Here is a 20,326-nt window from a genome sequence, read left to right on the forward strand (position 1 = left end):
ATCTTCAATTTCTTTTATTTTTATTTCTTTAAAATATGTTTTGCCTTTTTGAAAACCTGCTTTCTTGATAAAACTTTCTACTAAGTCTTCCATCAAATGACCACCCCTATTTTTACGTCCATTAGAATCTAAACCTGTCTCAACCCCTGTTGCATAATCAACTAGACTATTAATAATATGGTTTTCCAATAAATCAAATAGACCAGTGTGTTCCATAAAATATGCATACTTATCATATTCTTCATTTATACTGAAAGAAACATCTTTAGAATTAAACTTATATAAATATCCTCCATTAATATCTTGGCAGTATATTTCATTAGTTCTAACAGCAAGTAATAAAGGTATACATTTTAAAATTTCTGGGTATTTCTCAACTAAAGCTTTAAAATCATTTTTAATATTTTTTGATCCGATAAGCGTGTTAAGTATATTTAGCTCTACTTTAATGCTATCAACATTGCAATGTACTTTTTCAAAGTCTACATAATATTTATAATTGGCAATGCTATCACGAAAAGTAGATAGCCAATTGTTAAAATTTCTATTCATATATTTAAACCTTAAAGTGTGAAAATAAAATATTTTCACACTTCTCACATTATTTATTTGCTTTACAAGGCTTTCCTGCCTCACAACCAACACTTCTACATACCCTACAATATGATGTGGAATTATTTTCCATCGCCCATATTACGATAACCAAATTCATCTTCAATTTTAACTTTTCCAAATACAATCTTACCACAATATGGACACTCGGCATATTCACCATATGGCATATATATTCACTCCTTTTTACTATATTAAAAAATTACTTATTAGTAATTCTTTTATTTTTCCTCTAGATTGACCATTACTATTAATCATTCTAGTTGCATTTACTCGTTTAATGAAATATGAAGCATAAATATCATCAAAAAAAGTATCATTTATATTAATATTTTTAGGATCAGAGTTACTAACAAGAATTTTAGCTCCTTTTTTATGCAATCTATTTATATATGAAGATAAATCTATCTGTTCTTTATCATTAAATTCATTTTCAGTATAAGCAGTAAAACTAGATGTTGTTGTTAGAGGTCTGTATGGAGGATCAAAATACACAAATGTATTTTGATCAATAAAGTCATCAGATTTATGATAATCTTCACATACAATAGTTACATTTTTTAGTTTGTCTGAAACAGCTCTCAAATTTTCTTCATCACATATTTTTGGATTTTTGTAATGCCCCATTGGAACATTAAATTTTCGATTTTTATTAACTCTATATAATCCATTAAAACATGTTTTGTTAAGATAAATCATAAGAGCCGCTTTTTCAATATTGATATCTTTATTATTATCTAGTTTCAATTCATTAAAACGTTCTCGTTTTTTTATATAATAAGCCTTTCTATTGTCTATATCAATAGATGTAAACTCTAATTGTATTACGGAAAGAATATCTATTATAGAATCAATATTATCTCTAATAATATTGTATGTATTTATTAGTTCAGAATTAATATCACTAATATAAACTTCTTTTAAATTGTATTTATTTAAAATATCAAAAAGTACAGCACCGCCACCTACAAAAGGTTCGGCATATTTATTAATTGTAGTATTGGCAAATGGATAATATTTTTCTATTTCTGAAATCATCTGTCCTTTTCCACCTGCCCATTTTAAAAAAGGCTTAACCTTTATGTCATTATTTTTTATGTAGTAGGAGTATCCTAAATTTATATATTCTTGTACAGTTTTTTGAATAATCAATATATTATCCCCATTTTGGCATAATTAATTATAAAACTAATATTATATTTTAAAATATAATATTCAGTATTAATTTTATATTGCATAGCTACTATAAATTTATATTAATATATCTTTCATATTATATGATTATTTTGAATAATATCAATATTCAATTACAATTGTTTTTTGATTATAAAATATTTAATATACAAAAATAATATATAATTTTTATTATAAGTGATAATTATATATTTTATAGCTTATATTTTAGAAATATATAAATCAATATATTCTGATTTATCTACTCTTTACGATGCGGCTTATTGGAGACTACAAAGAGATGAAGAAGATTATGTTAATGATAAACTTCAATTGTACATATTAAAAGTAGGTTCAAAAAGCGATCAAATATCATTATGTTTAGCTTTTGAGAAAGGGGTACGACAATTAAGTAAAAATAGATTTGAAGAGATAAAATTAATTATCGTAGCTTCAATAACAGATAAAAGAACTAAAAAAATTATAAAAATGAAAAAATAATAATTTTAATTCCCATTTCTGATTTTCTTCTGCAAAGAGATAGTGTTTCGCTCCCAAAATACATTATCCGTATAACCCTGAATATATTTATTTTCTTCTGCTAATTCCAAACGCTTTTCTATCCAAGCACAGTAATTTTTATGCTGTTCTATACCTGAATAATTGCGTCCCAATTTTTTGGAAACAACCGAAGTAGTACCGCTTCCCAAAAAAGGATCAAATATAAAGTCATTTTTATTTGAACTTGCCAATATTAATTTTGCGATTAACTTCTCAGGTTTTTGAGTAGGGTGAGCAGTGTTCTCAGGCATAGACCAATAAGGTACAGATATATCGTCCCAAAAGTTGGAAGGACAAGTATCTCTAAAATTTCCGTCTTCTGTTTCTATCCAATCTTTAGGCTTTCCTTCTATTCTATATGGAGCTATTACTTTTCTCCTTATTTTTACATCATCTACATTAAAAGTGTATTTATTGGAAAGAGTAGCAAACCATATATCTTCCATTCCATTCTTCCAATTATTTTTAGCACCTCTACCTTTCTCTCTCTGCCAAGTTATTCTATTTTGTATATGAAAATATTTATCAAGTACATTTCCTATCACAAGACTAGATTTCCAATCGCAGCATACATATATGGTAGCATTTTCTTTTAATATAGGAATAATGCTTTCTACCCAAAGATGAGTATATTTTTCATAGCTTAAATTATCTGTATCTTTGAATTTGAATCCATGATAATCCTTTGATATATTATAAGGAGGATCTATTATCATTAAATCAGCTATATTCTTTTCTATTTTTTTTAATACATCAAAAGTGTTTCCATTTATAGTTTTATTTATAATATTTTCTTTATTGTATTCTTTTGTATTACTGCTATCTATAATGCATTTATTAAAATACAATTTACCTTCTTCTGTATTTATATCAAAATCAATAGTTTTATTTTTTACTGATTTAGCTTTAGTATTCATGTATTTTCCATGGTTCAATGATATTCAGTTAAAAAAATTATTCCCATTCTATAGTTGCAGGAGGTTTAGAAGATATATCATAAACTACACGGTTAATACCTTTAACTTCATTTATTATTCTATTAGATATTATACCCAAAACATTATAATCAATTTTAGCCCAATCAGCAGTCATAGCATCAACACTCTCTACAGCCCTAATAGCACAAACCTGCTCATAAGTTCTTCCGTCACCCATAACCCCTACACTTTTTATAGGAAGAAGCACCGCAAAAGACTGCCATAATTTTCTATAAAGTCCTGCTTTTTTTATCTCGCTTACCACTATATCATCAGCTTCTTGAAGTATTTTTACCCTCTCTTCCGTAATATCACCAAGTATTCTAACCGCTAAACCTGGACCAGGGAAAGGCTGTCTGTATACTATGTCTTCAGGAAGTTTTAATTCCAAACCTATTTCTCTAACTTCATCTTTGAATAGCTCTCTGAAAGGCTCTAAAAGTTTAAATTTCATGTCTTTTGGGAGTCCGCCTACATTATGATGGCTTTTTATAACAGCAGAACTTCCCCTTAAAGATACACTTTCTATAACATCAGGATATAAAGTTCCTTGTGCTAAGAATCCCACATTCTCTATTTTTTTAGCCTCATCATTAAATACATTAACAAATTCATGCCCTATTATTTTTCTTTTTTGTTCAGGATCAGTAACACCTTCTAATTTATCTAAAAATCTCTTTGAAGCATTGACATAAATTAAGTCTATATTGAAATTATCTCTGAATACTTCAATTACTTTTTTTTCTTCATCTTTTCTCAAAAGTCCGTTATTAACGAATATACACTTTAACTGCTTTCCTATAGCTTTTTCTATTAAAACTGCAGCTACAGAAGAATCAACTCCTCCTGAAAGCCCAAGTATTACATTTTTATCACCTACTACTTCTTTTATTCTTTTTATTTCATACTCTATAAAAGAACCCATATTCCAATTTTTTTCGCATTTACAAATATCAAATAAGAAATTTTCTATTATTTTGATACCGTTTTCAGTATGAACCACTTCAGGGTGAAACTGTATAGCATAAATATTTTTTTGTTTATTTTCTATAGCAGCAAGTTCAGTATTCGGCGTTTTTGCTATAAGTTCAAAGCCTTCAGGAATGGATTTAATACTGTCACCATGACTCATCCATACTATATTACTTTTATCAAAAGATTTAAATATGCTTTCATGATTACTAATTTCAATTTCAGCTTTTCCATATTCGCGTTTTTCAGCATTTTCAACTTTTCCTCCCATAGAGTATACTATTATCTGCATACCGTAGCATATTCCTAGTATTGGTATTCCAAGTTCAAAAAGTTCTTTATCTACTTTCGGTGCATCTTCTTCATATACGCTTGAAGGACCTCCTGAAAGTATTATTGCTTTAGGATTAAATTCTTTTATAAAATCTATTGAAACATAAAATGGGTGAATCTCTGAATATACATTCAATTCTCTTATTCTTCTTGTTATCAATTGTGTAAATTGTGAGCCGAAATCTAGTATTAAAACCTTATCTATATTGTTTTGCATATAATTCCTCTTTTATTATTATTCTTATATTGAAATGCGACTAATTGAATAATATTATATTAAAATGATAAAATTTCAATTAATAGTTATCATAACACAATGCATATATCAAAAAAATTAATACGCACGGTGATAAGATTTTTTGAATAATTAAAATTTCTTTATTTATAAAATTTATTTTGTGTAAAAGATTAATCGTGCGCTGATTGGAACAGAAAATTTAAAAAACACTTGGGTGGGTGTTCTCATTCATATTAAAATAATAAAGATAAATAAAATTTTAAATTTAAAATAAAGTATTAAATATAAAGGGTGGGGAATTAGAATAAATCTAAAATCTATTTACATTCCCCGCCCTTTATCTTTTTTATTTAATTTGGATTTTTAATTTTGTTTATTTTTTATACTCACACAGAAAAAGCACACCCGCCCAAGCTTTTTTAAATTTATCGTGTTATATGCATAATATATTAATTACCGAATTTCATACCTAAATTGAAAGCTATTTCAAAACTAGAAAAACCATATTTTTTTATATTATAATTTTCATAGTAACCAACAGGACCGCCTCCAATACTTGGATATCCACTGTATATTTTTTTATAATCTTCATAAGACATATTAGCAATATCATAGAATATATCAAAATTATATATTAAACTTACACCAAATAAAAATGCTACCTTTTCATTAAAATAAAAATAATCATCAATTTGAAGTTTTATATATGGTATAAACGGATAATCAAATTTTCTTTTTATATCTTTAAATGAATATTTTTCTACCAAATGACTTTTATAATTTTCATCAGCATTATTATTCATTGTATTATAATATTCACCAGCCAATGCAATTTTCATTCCGAAACCTATACCTATATTAAGCTCCATTTTACCTTCATAGTTTGGATTAATATTTTTTAGTAAAGATGTAAGATTAACAGCATATTTAGGCATTAATCCTATATTGAGTGTATGAAAAACTAAATTCTGACTTGCATTATATATTTTATTGTTTCCGTAATTATTATCAGTTTTAGCTTTAAATCTAGAAGCGAAATCAAGCCTTGAATATCCAATTTCAGTTAATATACTTATAGCATTATTTTCATTTATATTGAATCTATATCCAAAATTTCCAGTAACTCCTATATTAAAACTCATATCTGATTTAGTCGTATCTATATAAATATTTCTTACAAAATTCCGTTTAGGATCCACTATATTAGGAAATGTGGAAGCAATACCTATAGGTACATATATACTAGCTTCAAATTCTGTAAATGCTGATTTAGTAAATATTGAAATGAATATTAAAGCAGATAATACTAACTTTTTCATACAAATTCCTTTAATTTATTCTTATTCTAAATTTATTTCCAACTCTATTATTTATTTTAATATTATTATCATTAAATGTAAATACAAGATATATTTCTTTATCATCTTTTTTATCTGTTATGTTGTTCAATTTTCTTATAGTGAATAATTTAGATGATTTTTCATCTATATTTATATTGCATATACTATAGTCGCTTTTTACTACATTTTCTATACCATCATGATCAAATACAAAATATTTTCTTGTATTTGCATAATAATTAGTATCATTAGTATTTGTATTCATAACTTCAATTGATACTAATCCATTGCATATAGAATTTTGTATAGCTTGTATATTTAAATTTAATCTATTATATGAAGTATCAGCATCTAGTTTAATAAAATCATCATACTGAATTAAATTATTATTATCATTGTTGACTATATTAACAATTGACTGCTTATTTATTAATTTATCATTTTCATCTTTTTTTTCTTCTGTTTTTTCATCAGAATGATAAATTAGTTCATTTGCTACAGTTACTGCTGCCGCAGATGTTCCAGCCATACCAATACCGACAACTGTTGCAGCTGCAGTTCCTCCAATAGCGGCAACAGCAGGTATAACTACTGGTATGAATACTGCTATAGCTATTGCAATAATTCCTATAAATGCCCCTATTAATTTATCAAACCATCCTCTTGCCATTATACTATATGTATTTGGTGAAGATGAACTATTATATTTATCTATAGATTGCCATATTAATAAACTGTTTTTTATTGTGTCTACTTGATATTTTAACTTTGTATCTAAATTTGAAAAGTTATTAGATGTATTTATATCTTTTGATAAACTAATATCTGAAAAAGTTTCTACTTGATTATCCATATACCATATTATATCATAAGTCTGAGTTTTTTCTCTATATGGAGTAATAGTTCCAACAGCAAGTTGTCCGTCTTTAAAAACCCTTATCTCGCTTGGAAAACTAGAACCATTTTTATATACCATAGAAATAACAATACCATTTTCATTTTCTGTTAGATAAGAAGTGTATTCATTTTCAGCTGTTTTTTTTTGAATACATATAGAATCCTTCTGCATTATCCTTCAATTTCATAACTATAGAATCTGTTTTTTCTTCTACTATATTATTGGATGTATCCAAATAAGAAATTTGTAATTCATCTATTTTTTGAGATGTTGGAGATGTAATACTTGCTTTGGAGCATGAATAAAAATTAAATAATACTAAAAGTATCATTAAGTAAGTAAGTAAGTAAATTTTCCTTTTTTCATATAAAAACTCCTAAATAATTTTTAGGAAAATATATCATATAAAAAATTAATGATAAACAATATATTGTATACATTTTCTGTAGAATTACTATTTACTTTAATTTTAATATAAAAATAAAAAAAACAACTATATATTAATGGTCTATTTACATTCCCGCCCTCTATTCTTTTTTATTTAATTTGAATTTTTTATTTTGTTTATTTTTTATACTCATATAGAAAAAGCACACCCACCCAAGCTTTTTTATTTATGATATATATAAAAAAAGGAGACATAAAAATGCCTCCTTTGAAATCTTTTAGTTTAATATTAAGAATCAAGAAAATCTTTTAATTCTTTTTTCTTTGACTGTGCCCTTAATCTTCTTATAGCCTTAGCCTCTATCTGACGAATACGCTCTCTAGTAACTTTGAATACATATCCAACCTCTTCAAGAGTATGAGAATATCCATCAACAAGTCCGAAACGCATTCTTATAACTTTCTGCTCCCTGTCTGGCAAACTGTCAAGTATTGAGTCAATTTGCTTTCTTAAGATTTTGAAAGTTGTGATGTTTTGAGGACTTTCAAATTCTTTATCTTCAATTAGTTCTCCTAAAATAGTATCCTCTTCATCGCCTATAGGAGCATTCAGAGATACAGGATCTTTAGCAACATTTCTTACGCTTTTTACCCTGCTTTCAGGCCAGCTTAAAGCCTTTGCAATTTCTTGTATAGAAGGCTCTCTTCCATGCTGCTGCATATACTGTCTTAATACTCTTTGAACTTTATTGATTTGTTCTATCATGTGAACAGGTACTCTTATAGTTCTAGCCTGATCGCTTATAGAACGAGTAATAGCCTGACGAATCCACCAAGTAGCATATGTAGAAAATTTATAACCCTTTTTGTATTCAAATTTATCTACAGCCTTTATAAGTCCGATATTTCCTTCCTGTACCAAATCGAAGAAATGAAGACCTCTATTAACATATTTTTTGGCTATAGCAATAACAAGTCTTAAATTAGCCTTAACAATATGATCTTTAGCCTGAGCTATTTTTCTTCTAGCTGAATCAATTTTACGAACCCATTCCACTAAAGTTTCTTTATCAATACGAACTTCATCATAAATGTCAGCCATACGAATTTGTGCTTTATGAAAACTAGTTATAACTGCCTCTATAGCTTCAGGAGTAATATTAAAGTCATCTACAAGTCTTATGTATATGTCTTTATTTCCTGATTCTATCTCATTATAATAGTTTTCAAAATCGGATATCTCTTTATTATAATATCTCTTCTTAAGCTTTTCAAAATATTCTTCTATTTGATTTATTCTATGCAAATAGAATTTAAGTTTTTCAGCTATTCTGTCTATTTCCATTCTATTTAATCTTACTTTAGTTAGAAGTTTTACTATATTTTCTTTAACTTCTTCCTGTTCTTTAGTAAGAGCTTTGATTGTTTTCTGAGTTGTAATCTTTTTTATTCTCTTGTCTAAAGCAAGGTATTTTTCAGCTAATGCTGTATATTCTTTTTCAAAGTTTTTATACTTTCTTTCTAATTTTCTTTTTTCCTGAGTGGAAACATTATAGATTCTAGGCGGCTCTAATATTTCATGTATAGACACTTTACCTATCTGTACATTTTTTATAGTGTTTAATACTTCTCCTACAACAAGATGAGTATTGAGTATAATACTTTCTATCTCAGATTCTCCTGATTCTATCTTTTTAGAATATTCAACTTCATCATCATGTGTAAGCAGACTAACTTTTCCAATCTCTTTAAGATAAAGTCTAATAGGATCATCATTATTTCCCACTTTATCTTCTACATGTATAAATTTAGCAGCATCATCAATTTTATTTTGATTTTTGGAAAGACTTTCAAATTCTCTCTTATCTTCTACAATAACTATTTTTCTAGCAGCTAATAATTGAAATAGTATGTCCATTACATCGGTATCCATATTATCAATGGCACCATTAATCTCTTTGAAAGTAAGATATTTATTGGCATTTCCTTTTTCGAGTAGCTTTCTAATTTTTTCATTATTTTTAATCAAAAGATCGCAATCTTCTTCTGTCATCATAAATCACTTCCTTGATGTAATTTTTCTTTTTGCTTATTAAGTAAATGTATTTCACGTGCTTTTTCACAGATAGCCTCAAATCCATCATTACTTTGAAGAATATTATTTAATGAATTATTTTCTAAAACTTCCTTTCTCTTTGAGTCTATACAGCCGCTTTTAATTTTAATAATAAGCTCCTCCAATTTTTCATATATATTTTCACTATATAGTTTTTTCTTGCTTAGAATCTGATTTGCTATATGCTCATTTCCTAATATTGTGAGAGCATCTTCTGAGCTTGCTTCTTTATTAAGAGTTAAAAGTCTTATATAAAATTCTCTTGTTATATCTTTTTTTATAAGATCAACACTAATCTCTTTTTCAGCCTCTTTAATTAAAGAAGGATTCAAAGCAAGTAAATATATTAAACTATTTTCATAGTAAAAGTTATTATCTATATTCTTTATTTTCTTATCATTTTTGATGTCAGAACCATATCGATTAACCTTATGTGTTTTCAAATAATCTTTTTTAAAAGCTTCTTTATCTATATTAAGTTTAGAAGCTACATATGAAATAATCATTTGTTTTTCTGTTTCACTACTAACTGCATCTAAATATTTGTAAAAATTATTAATAACTTCTAATTTTTCTGATATAGAAAGAAATGGAATATCTTTTTTCAATTCGCTATCTATAACAAAATTATACCAATCAATTTTACTATTATATAGTATATCAAACCGATTTCTATCATAAACCGTAAAAAATTCATCTAAATCTTTAGTTTCCTGTACAGAAAGTATAGTCAATTTTAAGTCAAACTTCAACAGTGTAATTATAGCAGATTTGGCAGCTTTTATTCCAGCCTCATCGCTATCCAAAGCTAGCAATACATTTTTAGTATATCTTTTTATCTCTTTAGCATGCTCTTCTGTAATTGCCGTTCCTAAAGTACCAACAGCATTTTTTATGCCCATTTTATGGCATGCTATGGTATCCATATAACCTTCAACTAATATTACCTCATCTTGCTTCATTATATGTGATTTTGCTATATTTATACCATATAATGAAGATTTTTTTTTGAATATCAAACTTTCTTTAGAGTTTAAATATTTAGGTTCTTTTCCATCTATACTTCTACCACCGAAACCTATCACTTCTTCTCGTTCATTTATTATTGGAAACATTATCCTATTAACAAAAGTATCATAATAGTGATTTGGATTATTCTTGCTTACACTAACCAACCCCAATATATTCATATTATTTACTGTAATTTTATTCTCAGTTAAAGAATTAATAAGAGCATTCCAACTAGGTGGTGCATACCCTATTTTGAATTCTTTTATGATGCTGAATGGTATTTTTCTTGACTTTAAGTATTTTTCAGCTTCTTTATAAAAATAGTTTCCATCTTTATCCTTCAAAAATAAATTTTTACCAAAAAAATTGCATGCTATTCTATTAATTCTTCTGCTTTCTAAATATATTTTATCTTTTTGTGATGTTTTAGCAGAAAAAAAATCGCTAACATCAACTGAAAATCTATTTCCCAAATATTGTACAGCTTCTTTAAAGGATTTATTTTCTTTTTCTTTAAGATAAGTTATAACATTTCCTTTAGCCCCGCAGGTAAAACATTTATATACCCCTTTATCATCATCAACAGACATAGAAGGATTAGTTTCCTGCCCATCTTTATGAAAAGGACATTGTACTGTATATTTATTTCCACCTCTATGTACAACTTTATACCTTTCTCTAAGTATATCTATAAGGGATACTCTAGATAATAGATTATTTAATTTCTCAATAAATAAATTGTCCACAATCAATAAACTCGAATATAATATCTATATATTAATCGGATATAGAACATAAAATTATATATTAACCCTATAAATAAATATGCATAAATATAAAAATATTTTTAAAAAAGTCAAGCATTATATATAAAAACTTATAAAAAATAAATTCATTTTTATATATATTATATATATTACTTGACAAAATTCTTATTTTTATTATTATAATGAGAACATCTTTTGCGGAGACTTATTGTGTTTAGTTATTTTGAAAAGAGTCAGAAAAGAAGAAGGATCTTAAACAATATAAAATCAAGAAGGATTATCATAGATAAATTTCATATTCCATTAGGCGTAGTACCTAGTGAATATGTATATCCTATAGAGGGGACAAAAATAGAATTGAAGAATACAGATAATGGAGATATGTATTCATATAAAATTTCTGTTTCAGCTGAGAAAATTTCATCATTATATATGAAATTATTAAAATTATTTCCTTCATATGGAACGATGATTATAGAGCGAATTAGTGAAGATATTAATAGATATTTTGATATATTAATGAGCGATCCTGATGTTTCAATGAATGAGATAAGAAAAGTGTTCAAAAGATATAATGAATTATGGGTAGAATGTGGATTTGTTGGATTTGGTGTTATAGATGAACTTACAGGATTTGAAGTCTTTATAAATTTGGATAAGGAAATAGAGATTAATACTTCATATAATAATATGAAAAAAATTAATCATATATTAAAGTTATATAATTTACTAAATGATGATGTTTCTTTTATTAGCGATTATGATCATATGCATTATTCTTTATCTTCTATCGTCGCTGATGAGGGCTGTTCTGAAACCGAAGAATATGTTTTTGATTATTATGATATCATTAATAATTTAAAGTCTATATATGGATTTACTACTGTAAATTTAAATGAAATAAATAATTTAATAAAAGTTCCAAAATGGTGGAATGTTACGGTTAAAAGTTTAGGCAGATGTAAGAAAAGGACTTTTATTTCTACATACTATATAGTAGCAAATACTATGGAAGAGATGGAAACTTTAATAGAGGAAAAAATGAATAATATGAATGTTGATTATTATTATATATATGATTTTTATAATGTTGATCCCAATAATTATAATTATGAAAGTGTAAATGTTACAGATGTTCATAATATATCTTTTGAAACAGCACCTTTTGGTATATGGGCACAATCTGATGTATTTATATGTAATGCTAAAAATATAGCTTCATATTATATTAATAAAAATTATGCAAGAACATACTAATAATAATTTTATAAATGCTTTAAAAATAAAAGAGCATGCAAAATATCAATTTAAATATTGTCCTTATTGCGGAGAAAAGGATAGTTTTATTTTTAATAATATAAAGATTTTTAAATGTTCAAAATGTAATAGAACTTATTTTACTAATCCAGCATCTGCAGTAGGCGTGATAATAGAAACCCCAATAGGTATAGTTTTTGTTGAGAGAAAATTTGAACCTAAAAAAGGTTATATAGATACCCCCGGAGGTTTTTGCGAGCCTTATGAAAGAGCAGAAGAAACTGCAACTAGAGAGATACTTGAAGAAACTAGTATAAAATTGGATAAAGTAACTTTTCTTATGAGTGGGGTAAATGAATATGTATATGATGGAATTATGTATGTTACAACTGACATATTCTTTTATGCAAAATTAGATTATATACCAGATGTAAGTGCTAATGATGATGCTTTAGAAGTTATTTTTATAAAAAGAGATGATATTGATTTAGAAAAAATAGCATTTGAATCTTCTAAAGAGGCACTTTCTTATTATATAAAGAATTTATGAATTAGTTTTTGATAATTAAAATTTTAATATTTAAAAAAATATATTTTCTTATATAATGCTTCAATTATGATGAATAAAAAACAAATTATTGAGATTATATTAGCTTCATTCAGTGCTGTTATATTGGCTGGATTTATAAGAATATTTTTCTTTGATACTTATATAGTTACAAATAAATCTATGGAGCCTACATTTTTTGAAGGGGATCAAATACTTCTCTTAAAGAAGAATTTTATATTCAATAGAATTAAAAATTTCGATGTTATAGTATTTAATTATGAAGATACTAATCTTGTAAAGAGAGTTATAGGAATGGAAGGGGATAAAGTAGAGATAAAAGACGGAGATCTTTATTTGAATGATGAGCTCATAGAACATAAATATTATATATTTTCTAATAAAGATGATAGTTTTTATATAGTTGGAAATAATCAGTATTTCGTTTTGGGTGATAATATAAATATGAGTGAAGATAGCAGGTATTTTGGTTTTATAGATGATAGAGATATAAAAGGCAAGGTTATACTCATATTCAGCCCAAAAAGCAGATTCCAGTTATTTAGTAATATTTTTCATAATCATAAATAATTTGTAGTGGTCTTATGAAATCTAACATAGTAGATTATATTAACATATTATCAAACTTTTGCGGTAAAAGAGATATCAAAGCATTAACAAAAGAAGAACTTATAAATAAATATAATATTGATAATGCTGAAATTAATTCATATTTCTTAGTATTCATAATTTTGCTTTTATATTCTTCACTTTATTTTCATCTGTATATTTTACACTGAACTCTGGAGGTTTTAAAGCTGCTCCCATAAATACATTTTCATTTCTATACTGCATCATGCTTTCAACTGTTTTGTTTGCTGTCATATGATATTCATCAGCCTTTACGATATCTTTTATATATTCAATATTTCTATCATTTATTCCACTTCCTGGCATTATTATTATTTTATCATTATATTTTTCAACTAATTCTTTTAATTTTATTATACCGCTCATAACATTAGCCTCTCCTCCTGAAGTGAGTATTCTTTCAAAACCAAGCGATATAATATCCTCGCATGCTTTATTCAAATCACAACTTACATCTATTGCCCTATGAAAAGTTGCCTTACTGCTTCCCCATAAGTTTAGTAATTCAGCACATCTTTCTTTATCAACTATGCCGTCTTTTGTAAGTATACCAAATACTATGCCATCAATTTTTAATTCTTTCATAAGTTTTATTTCTTTTTTCATTATTTCAAATTCAATATCATCATAGCAGAAATCTCCTCCTCTAGGACGAACCATAGCATATATTGGAGTATTTACTTTTTCTCTTGCCAATTTCAAAACACCATAACTAGGAGTAGTACCTCCCTCAAACATATTTCCGCAAAGCTCAAGTCTGTCAGCTCCGCCTTTTTCAGCATTGATGCAAGACTCTACAGAATCCACACATATTTCTATTTTTGTATTCATAATATTGCCTTTATAAAATAAATTAAAACATATAGATTATACTAGAAATTTGCCAATTGTCAAAATATATCATATAATATCCACCATATCTATTTTTATAAAATGATAATAAGGATTAGGTTTATGAAAAATTATTTATAATGCTACTGCTCAATATAATGTACATATCTGCTTTTGCTGACATTGCTAATATAACAAAGCATTTATTTTTTGAAGCATTGATAAATACCCTATTACAATAAATATACATATTTCAAATCCTGATGATATTACTAGAAATAAAAAGTCTTATATAGACGGATATTATAAATACAATAATGTTAATACTCCAATACCTATAAGCGGAGAAATTGATAAAAATACTATTAAATTTACTGCCTTTGATTATGATAATTCTGATAAAAAAGAAGAATTCGGTTTTAAAATAAATAATAGTCAGTTCAATAATATTATTAATTTAGGAAACTTAAAAAAGAATATTTATTGATTGTTTTATTAATACAATAAAAAAGAACTTCTATATAACAATATATAAAAGCTCTTGATTTTTTATCATTTTTTTAATAACTCGGCTACTGTTTCATCAAGTTCTTCAGGCTTTACTCTAGGATCATAGCGTCCCACTATATTTCCTTTTCTGTCTATTAAAAACTTACCGAAATTCCATCTTATCTTATCAACACCTTCTTCAGTTGTTTTTTCTGTTCTTAGATAAGTAAATAAAGGGTCAGCATTTTTACTATTAACTTTTATTTTATCGAAAAGTTTGAAAGTAATGCCAAATCTATCCTCTCTTATTTTGGCAATTTCTTCAATAGGCTCTTTTGCCTGTCCTCCGAATTGATTACAAGGAAAATCTAATATTTCAAAACCTTCCTTTTGATATTTAATGTATAAATCCTGCAACGCAGAATATTGTTTAGTGAATCCTCATTTAGTTGCAGTATTAACTATTAATAGTACTTTACCTTCATAATCTTTAAGGCTTATATCATTACCTTCAGCATCTTTTACAGTGTAATCGTATATACTCATAGTAACTCCTTTATTAATATAAAAATTTATAAAATAAAAAGGCATAGTACATAAATTACCATGCCTTATATTCAATTATAATTCAGTCAAAAATTATAAAAGAGCTTTAGCAGCATTTAAAGCAGCCTCATAATCAGGCTCATTAGTGATTTCAGGAACATATTGTACATATTTAACTACATTGTCCTTATCAAGTACGAATACTGCACGAGTAAGAAGTTGTAATTCTTTTAATAAAGTACCGAATTTTCTTCCGAAATCTTTTTGATTGTAGTCAGAAGCTACGATATGAGAAGAAGCATTAGCAGCAGCACACCATCTAGCTTGAGCAAATGGTAAGTCTACTGATACTGTTATAACTGTTACTCCTTTAAGAGAAGCAGCTTCTCTGTTGAATCTTTTAGTCTGTACATCACATACAGGTGTATCCAAAGATGGTACAGAAGAAATAATTTTTACTGTATTTCCTGCATCTTTTAAAGACCATGGGCTTAAATCAGTTTTTAATACTGTGAAATCTAAAGCTTTAGCTCCTACTGCTAATTGAGCACCTTCTAAATTTTGGGGTGCACCTTGAAATGCAACTGTCATCTTTATACTCCTTTAAATAAAAGTTTATAAAAAATAAATAATTATTAAATTCAATTAATTATTTGAAGAATAATATATAATTATTGTCAAAAAAGTCAATAACAAAATGTTTATAATTATTTTTTATTTGATTTTTCTAATAATTTTAATCTTATTAAGAATTCTTTATTATATTTTATATTTATATTAATCTCTTCTTTTGTTATATAATGAGTAAATTTTATTTCTTTAGCTATAAGAGCAAATCCCTTCATTTTGTATACAGCAGCATTTTTTGAATATATTCTATCTCCTATAATTGAATGCCCAATGTATGAAAGATGTACCCTTATCTGATGTGTTCTTCCAGTTACTGGATTTAATTCTAGTAATGTATGTTCATTTAATTTTTTTAATACCTTGTAATAAGTTACAGCTGTTTCTCCGCCTTCTTTTATTGATAATGGAATTCTCCTATTTGGATTTTTTTTGTCAATTCCTATTGATATATTTATAGTACCATTTTCCTTTTCTAAATAACCTTGAACTATTGCATGATAACCTTTTTTTATTGTTTTATTTCTAAATGATTCTTCAAAATATTTTTTTGTTTCTTTATCTTTAGCAATAATTACTATTCCAGATGTGAATTTATCTATTCTATGTACTAAATATAAATTATGAATATGATTATATTGTTTTTTTATAGCATTTATTAAATTATTATCAACTTCAATACCTGCTTCTTTATCAACAGCAATAAAATAATCATCTTCGTAAATAATTTCCATTCTGCATCACTTTATAATTTTTCTATAATAAGAGATATTCTAGTTAAAAAATAATTAACATTTCTTAAACTTTCCATAATTAGAAATATTAATTTTTCTCTATTTTCTCTCTCGCCTCTATCACACATAAGTATAGTTGCAGATAGTATAGTTTGTAATATACCTGCCTTATTTTGATATTCTTTCACTGTATTCATAGTTTCATAATATAAATTATCTATATTACATGAATTGTTATTTATATTATCATAAGTATTGGATAAAATATTTCTGAACTCTTCTAGTAAATTTTTTAATTCGCTATAAGCTTTTTTTATATTAGCATCATTATCTTTTTTGTATATACTTTTTGCAATATGTAATGATTTCTTTCTTATATTATTTATAATAAAATCTTCAATTTGTCCTTCTTCTATGGAATTTATTTTAACCGCTTCTTTTGTTATTCTCTTTATTTTCATATTTGAATATTTATTTCTATACTCATCAAAATATTCCATTTGACTTTCAAATACAAATTCTGTAGGAGGATAATTATCTATATTAGTATTATTTCTTATCGTATTAAAATAATATGATTCATAAGTTTTTAATTTATTAGTTTTATTTACCATATATTCATATGATAGGGCATGCTTCATATGTCTTTCATAAAAAGGATAGCTATTATCAAAACCTATTAATAATATTTCATCTAATCCCAAATAGCAAGCAAAATCTATCATTGTAGTTGCAACGGTGCTTGAAGTTGTAAGGTATGATAATTTAGTAAATTTCTGAATATATTTTATTAGCCCTAAATTTTCAGATGATGTAAATCTTATAATATTTGATTTTATGCATTTAGGTATGATTTTGTTTGCAGCTATATCCATAACTAAATATGGGAATTGAGTATTTTCATATACAAAATCTAAAGAATTAAAAAATCCTCCATCTACCGTAATAACAAAATCGGGTATTATACCATGTTTACATAATACACTATAACTTGTATCAACGCATATAATTAATAAATTTTCTCTTTCTTTTTTTATTATATCTATACTATGTTTTAATGTAGGACCCGGACATATTAATAATGCTTTTAAACCTTTAAATGCCTCTTTAAATAAGGATATATCTGATGAATTATTTATATACTCACTGTTAAATATGATATTTTTAGTCCATATATTTTCAAAATACATATTAGTAAATATATTTGATACTTCTTTTTCTACTATATTTAGTATTTTTGTATAAAAGATATTTGCATTATCCTTTTCTTCTTTTGTAAGTGCTGGAAGCATTACTAAATTGATTCCATTTATACTTTTATAATCAACGATTTTGTTTATATAATTGATACTGTCATCTTTATGTATAAAAAAAATATTATTATTGTCAGTGTTATATATATTATTATAGGAGTATTTAAATACAGAAATATCTTCTATAACTACTATTATTTTTAAAGTTTTTATAATTTCTTTATTAAAATAATCATTAATATTTTCTATTAAATATTTTAGAATATATCCCAATCCATAGCCATATATTATTAGCAGATTTTTATTTTTATTAATATTTTCTAATACTCTTTTACATTCATTATTTATATTATATTTGCTATGCAAAGCTCTGCCATTTTTTGAAATTACTATAATATTATCTTTATTTTTTTCTATTTTGTATGAAGCATCAAGTTCGCTTTTTTTATCATTCATTAAAGAGTGAAGTTTTGCTGATATATTCATCTCTCTATAATAACAAAAAAAATATAAAAATCAAATATATGACAGTATAATATAATGCAAAATTATATGATTATTTTATTAAAAAGTAATTGACAATATTGATAATTATTATAAAATATGTAATTGATACATTATAATAGTTATGGGGTATTTTATGTCAAGTTTTCCATTGGGATATAATAGTAAAGTGGGTAAACCGTATAAAGTAATGGTAATAGATGATTCTAGTACTATAAGAATAGCTGAGAGAAAAATATTATTATCAGAAGAATTTGATGTAACATTAGAAGCTGATGGAGCTATGGATGCTTTAACAAAACTTAGAGAAGCAGTAGATAAGCCTGATATAATAATGATGGATTTTGAAATGCCGCAAATGAATGGAATTGATTTACTTAAGAGAATAAGAGCATTAAATATAGATTCTAAAATAATAGTTGTTACTTCCTATGCTAATAAAGGTGTGTTAATGGAGTTTCTCAAATTGAAAGTAGATGGTTATGTTGTTAAACCTATTCAGCGTCAAACTGTTATGTATCATTTAGCTAAAGTTATAGGTAGAGAAGATTATTTAAAATAATTGTATTTATAATTTCATTAATTATATAGGACTGTTATGAATCAAGTATTTGATAAAATAAAAGGTAAATTAATAGTTTCTTGTCAAGCATTAATAGATGAGCCTTTATATAGTTCTTTTATAATGGGGAGAATGGCTTTAGCTGCATCACAGGCTGGGGCAGGAGGAATAAGGGCTAATACTATTCCTGATATACAGGAAATAAAGAAAAATACTAATCTTCCTATTATAGGAATTATAAAGAAAAATTATGGGGATTGTAATGTATATATAAGCCCTACTATTAAAGAAGTAGAAGAATTAATTAAAGAAGTTGTAGATATCATCGCAATAGATGCCACAAATAGAGAAAGACCTGATAAAATAAAACTAAAAGATTTCGTAAAGTCTATAAAGGATAAATACCCCTCTCAAATCATAATGGGAGATATTTCTAATGTTTCTGAGGCTATTTATGCTGAACAAATAGGTATAGATATTGTAGGAACCACATTATGTGGATATACTGATTATACAAAAGGAAATGATCCGTTAAGTACATTAGAAGAAGTATTAAAATCTGTAAAAATACCTGTTATAGGTGAAGGTAATTTAGATACTCCAAATAAGGCTAAAAAGGCTATAGAAATGGGAGCATTAGCCGTTGTTGTAGGCGGTGCTATAACAAGACCTAAACAAATAGCAGAAAAATTTGTTAAGGCTATAGAATCTTTATAAAAAATTATAGCTTTATATAATATTAAAAATATACTCTTTACTAACAAAACTTTTATAAATTATATATTGATTAAAATATTAATTTATGGTAGTATAGTGGCATATGATATTTCATAGTTATGATATAATTTATAGACAGTCTACAGTCTACAGTCTACAGTCTACAGTCTACAGTCTACAGTCTACAGTCTACAGTCTACAGTCTACAGTCTACAGTCTACAG

General features: G+C 26.0%; 21 protein-coding genes. 6 read left to right on the top strand and 15 right to left on the bottom strand.

The window, feature by feature from the left end; genetic code table 11:
- Both Q1J76_RS00645 and Q1J76_RS00650 read right to left on the bottom strand, forming a co-directional pair.
- Nucleotides 1–552, bottom strand: a 552-nt coding sequence (locus Q1J76_RS00645; protein ID WP_300365329.1) for a DpnII family type II restriction endonuclease, incomplete at its 3' end; no start/stop codon positions are given.
- Nucleotides 553–801: 249 nt separating this feature from the next.
- Nucleotides 802–1,764, bottom strand: coding sequence for a DNA adenine methylase (locus Q1J76_RS00650; protein ID WP_300365332.1), 963 nt, complete (start codon nt 1,762–1,764; stop codon nt 802–804).
- A gap of 219 nt (nt 1,765–1,983) precedes the next feature.
- Here Q1J76_RS00650 and Q1J76_RS00655 point away from each other — a divergent pair, with 219 nt between their 5' ends.
- Nucleotides 1,984–2,286 carry a hypothetical protein gene (locus Q1J76_RS00655; protein ID WP_300365335.1) on the top strand — a complete coding sequence of 101 codons (303 nt, stop codon included), beginning with the start codon at nt 1,984–1,986 and terminating at the stop codon, nt 2,284–2,286.
- A gap of 5 nt (nt 2,287–2,291) precedes the next feature.
- On the opposite strand, the gene Q1J76_RS00660 is transcribed toward Q1J76_RS00655, so the two are convergent.
- The 7 genes from Q1J76_RS00660 to dnaG all read right to left on the bottom strand — a co-directional run bounded on the left by Q1J76_RS00660 (nt 2,292) and on the right by dnaG (nt 11,364).
- Nucleotides 2,292–3,263, bottom strand: a complete 972-nt coding sequence (locus tag Q1J76_RS00660) for a DNA-methyltransferase (protein WP_300365338.1) — start codon at nt 3,261–3,263, stop codon at nt 2,292–2,294.
- Nucleotides 3,264–3,300: 37 nt separating this feature from the next.
- The gene (guaA, locus tag Q1J76_RS00665; RefSeq protein ID WP_300365341.1) at nt 3,301–4,845 is read right to left on the bottom strand and encodes a glutamine-hydrolyzing GMP synthase; all 1,545 of its coding nucleotides are present in this window, start codon (nt 4,843–4,845) and stop codon (nt 3,301–3,303) included.
- A gap of 470 nt (nt 4,846–5,315) precedes the next feature.
- Nucleotides 5,316–6,185 carry a hypothetical protein gene (locus Q1J76_RS00670; protein ID WP_300365344.1) on the bottom strand — a complete coding sequence of 290 codons (870 nt, stop codon included), beginning with the start codon at nt 6,183–6,185 and terminating at the stop codon, nt 5,316–5,318.
- A 10-nt stretch (nt 6,186–6,195) separates the two neighbouring features.
- Nucleotides 6,196–7,275 carry a lysis protein gene (locus tag Q1J76_RS00675; RefSeq protein WP_300365348.1) on the bottom strand — a complete coding sequence of 360 codons (1,080 nt, stop codon included), beginning with the start codon at nt 7,273–7,275 and terminating at the stop codon, nt 6,196–6,198.
- Complete coding sequence (locus Q1J76_RS00680; RefSeq protein WP_300365350.1) at nt 7,235–7,435, bottom strand: hypothetical protein; 201 nt, start codon at nt 7,433–7,435, stop codon at nt 7,235–7,237. Before Q1J76_RS00680 ends, Q1J76_RS00675 begins: the two co-directional genes overlap by 41 nt.
- A 345-nt stretch (nt 7,436–7,780) precedes the next feature.
- Nucleotides 7,781–9,547: an RNA polymerase sigma factor RpoD gene (gene rpoD, locus Q1J76_RS00685; RefSeq protein WP_300365353.1), complete on the bottom strand. Its 1,767-nt coding sequence runs from the start codon at nt 9,545–9,547 to the stop codon at nt 7,781–7,783.
- Nucleotides 9,544–11,364, bottom strand: a complete 1,821-nt coding sequence (dnaG, locus tag Q1J76_RS00690; RefSeq protein ID WP_300365356.1) for a DNA primase — start codon at nt 11,362–11,364, stop codon at nt 9,544–9,546. Before dnaG ends, rpoD begins: the two co-directional genes overlap by 4 nt.
- A 231-nt stretch (nt 11,365–11,595) precedes the next feature.
- On the opposite strand from dnaG, the gene Q1J76_RS00695 reads away from it, so the two are divergent.
- From Q1J76_RS00695 to lepB, 3 genes are all read left to right on the top strand, one after another.
- The gene (locus tag Q1J76_RS00695) at nt 11,596–12,642 is read left to right on the top strand and encodes a hypothetical protein (RefSeq protein WP_300365359.1); all 1,047 of its coding nucleotides are present in this window, start codon (nt 11,596–11,598) and stop codon (nt 12,640–12,642) included.
- Complete coding sequence (locus tag Q1J76_RS00700) at nt 12,626–13,192, top strand: NUDIX hydrolase (RefSeq protein WP_300365362.1); 567 nt, start codon at nt 12,626–12,628, stop codon at nt 13,190–13,192. The genes Q1J76_RS00695 and Q1J76_RS00700 overlap by 17 nt, the downstream gene beginning before the upstream one ends.
- A gap of 66 nt (nt 13,193–13,258) precedes the next feature.
- On the top strand, nt 13,259–13,780 hold the full coding sequence (lepB, locus tag Q1J76_RS00705; protein WP_300365365.1) for a signal peptidase I: 522 nt from the start codon (nt 13,259–13,261) through the stop codon (nt 13,778–13,780).
- Between the two features lie 34 nt (nt 13,781–13,814).
- On the opposite strand, the gene Q1J76_RS00710 is transcribed toward lepB, so the two are convergent.
- From Q1J76_RS00710 to Q1J76_RS00735, 6 genes are all read right to left on the bottom strand, one after another.
- The gene (locus Q1J76_RS00710) at nt 13,815–13,937 is read right to left on the bottom strand and encodes a hypothetical protein (protein WP_300365368.1); all 123 of its coding nucleotides are present in this window, start codon (nt 13,935–13,937) and stop codon (nt 13,815–13,817) included.
- Nucleotides 13,934–14,671 carry a copper homeostasis protein CutC gene (locus tag Q1J76_RS00715; protein ID WP_300365371.1) on the bottom strand — a complete coding sequence of 246 codons (738 nt, stop codon included), beginning with the start codon at nt 14,669–14,671 and terminating at the stop codon, nt 13,934–13,936. The genes Q1J76_RS00710 and Q1J76_RS00715 overlap by 4 nt, the downstream gene beginning before the upstream one ends.
- A 552-nt stretch (nt 14,672–15,223) precedes the next feature.
- Nucleotides 15,224–15,706 (bottom strand): glutathione peroxidase, encoded by a 483-nt coding sequence (locus Q1J76_RS00720; RefSeq protein WP_300365374.1) that lies wholly within the window; start codon nt 15,704–15,706, stop codon nt 15,224–15,226.
- Between the two features lie 93 nt (nt 15,707–15,799).
- Nucleotides 15,800–16,297 (bottom strand): thiol peroxidase, encoded by a 498-nt coding sequence (tpx, locus tag Q1J76_RS00725; protein ID WP_300365377.1) that lies wholly within the window; start codon nt 16,295–16,297, stop codon nt 15,800–15,802.
- Nucleotides 16,298–16,413: 116 nt separating this feature from the next.
- Nucleotides 16,414–17,067, bottom strand: a complete 654-nt coding sequence (locus tag Q1J76_RS00730) for an RluA family pseudouridine synthase (protein ID WP_300365380.1) — start codon at nt 17,065–17,067, stop codon at nt 16,414–16,416.
- A gap of 11 nt (nt 17,068–17,078) precedes the next feature.
- Nucleotides 17,079–18,806: a motility associated factor glycosyltransferase family protein gene (locus Q1J76_RS00735; protein WP_300365383.1), complete on the bottom strand. Its 1,728-nt coding sequence runs from the start codon at nt 18,804–18,806 to the stop codon at nt 17,079–17,081.
- 154 nt (nt 18,807–18,960) lie between these two features.
- Between Q1J76_RS00735 and Q1J76_RS00740 the strand changes: the two genes are divergently transcribed.
- Together Q1J76_RS00740 and Q1J76_RS00745 are read left to right on the top strand one after the other, a co-directional pair.
- A complete protein-coding gene (locus Q1J76_RS00740) occupies nt 18,961–19,386 on the top strand; it encodes a response regulator (protein ID WP_300365386.1) in 426 nt (141 codons plus the stop codon).
- 36 nt (nt 19,387–19,422) lie between these two features.
- A complete protein-coding gene (locus Q1J76_RS00745) occupies nt 19,423–20,103 on the top strand; it encodes an N-acetylmannosamine-6-phosphate 2-epimerase (protein WP_300365389.1) in 681 nt (226 codons plus the stop codon).
- Nucleotides 20,104–20,326 lie beyond the last annotated feature (223 nt).

It is taken from the genome of Brachyspira sp. (genome assembly GCF_029258575.1).
GTDB lineage: Bacteria > Spirochaetota > Brachyspiria > Brachyspirales > Brachyspiraceae > Brachyspira.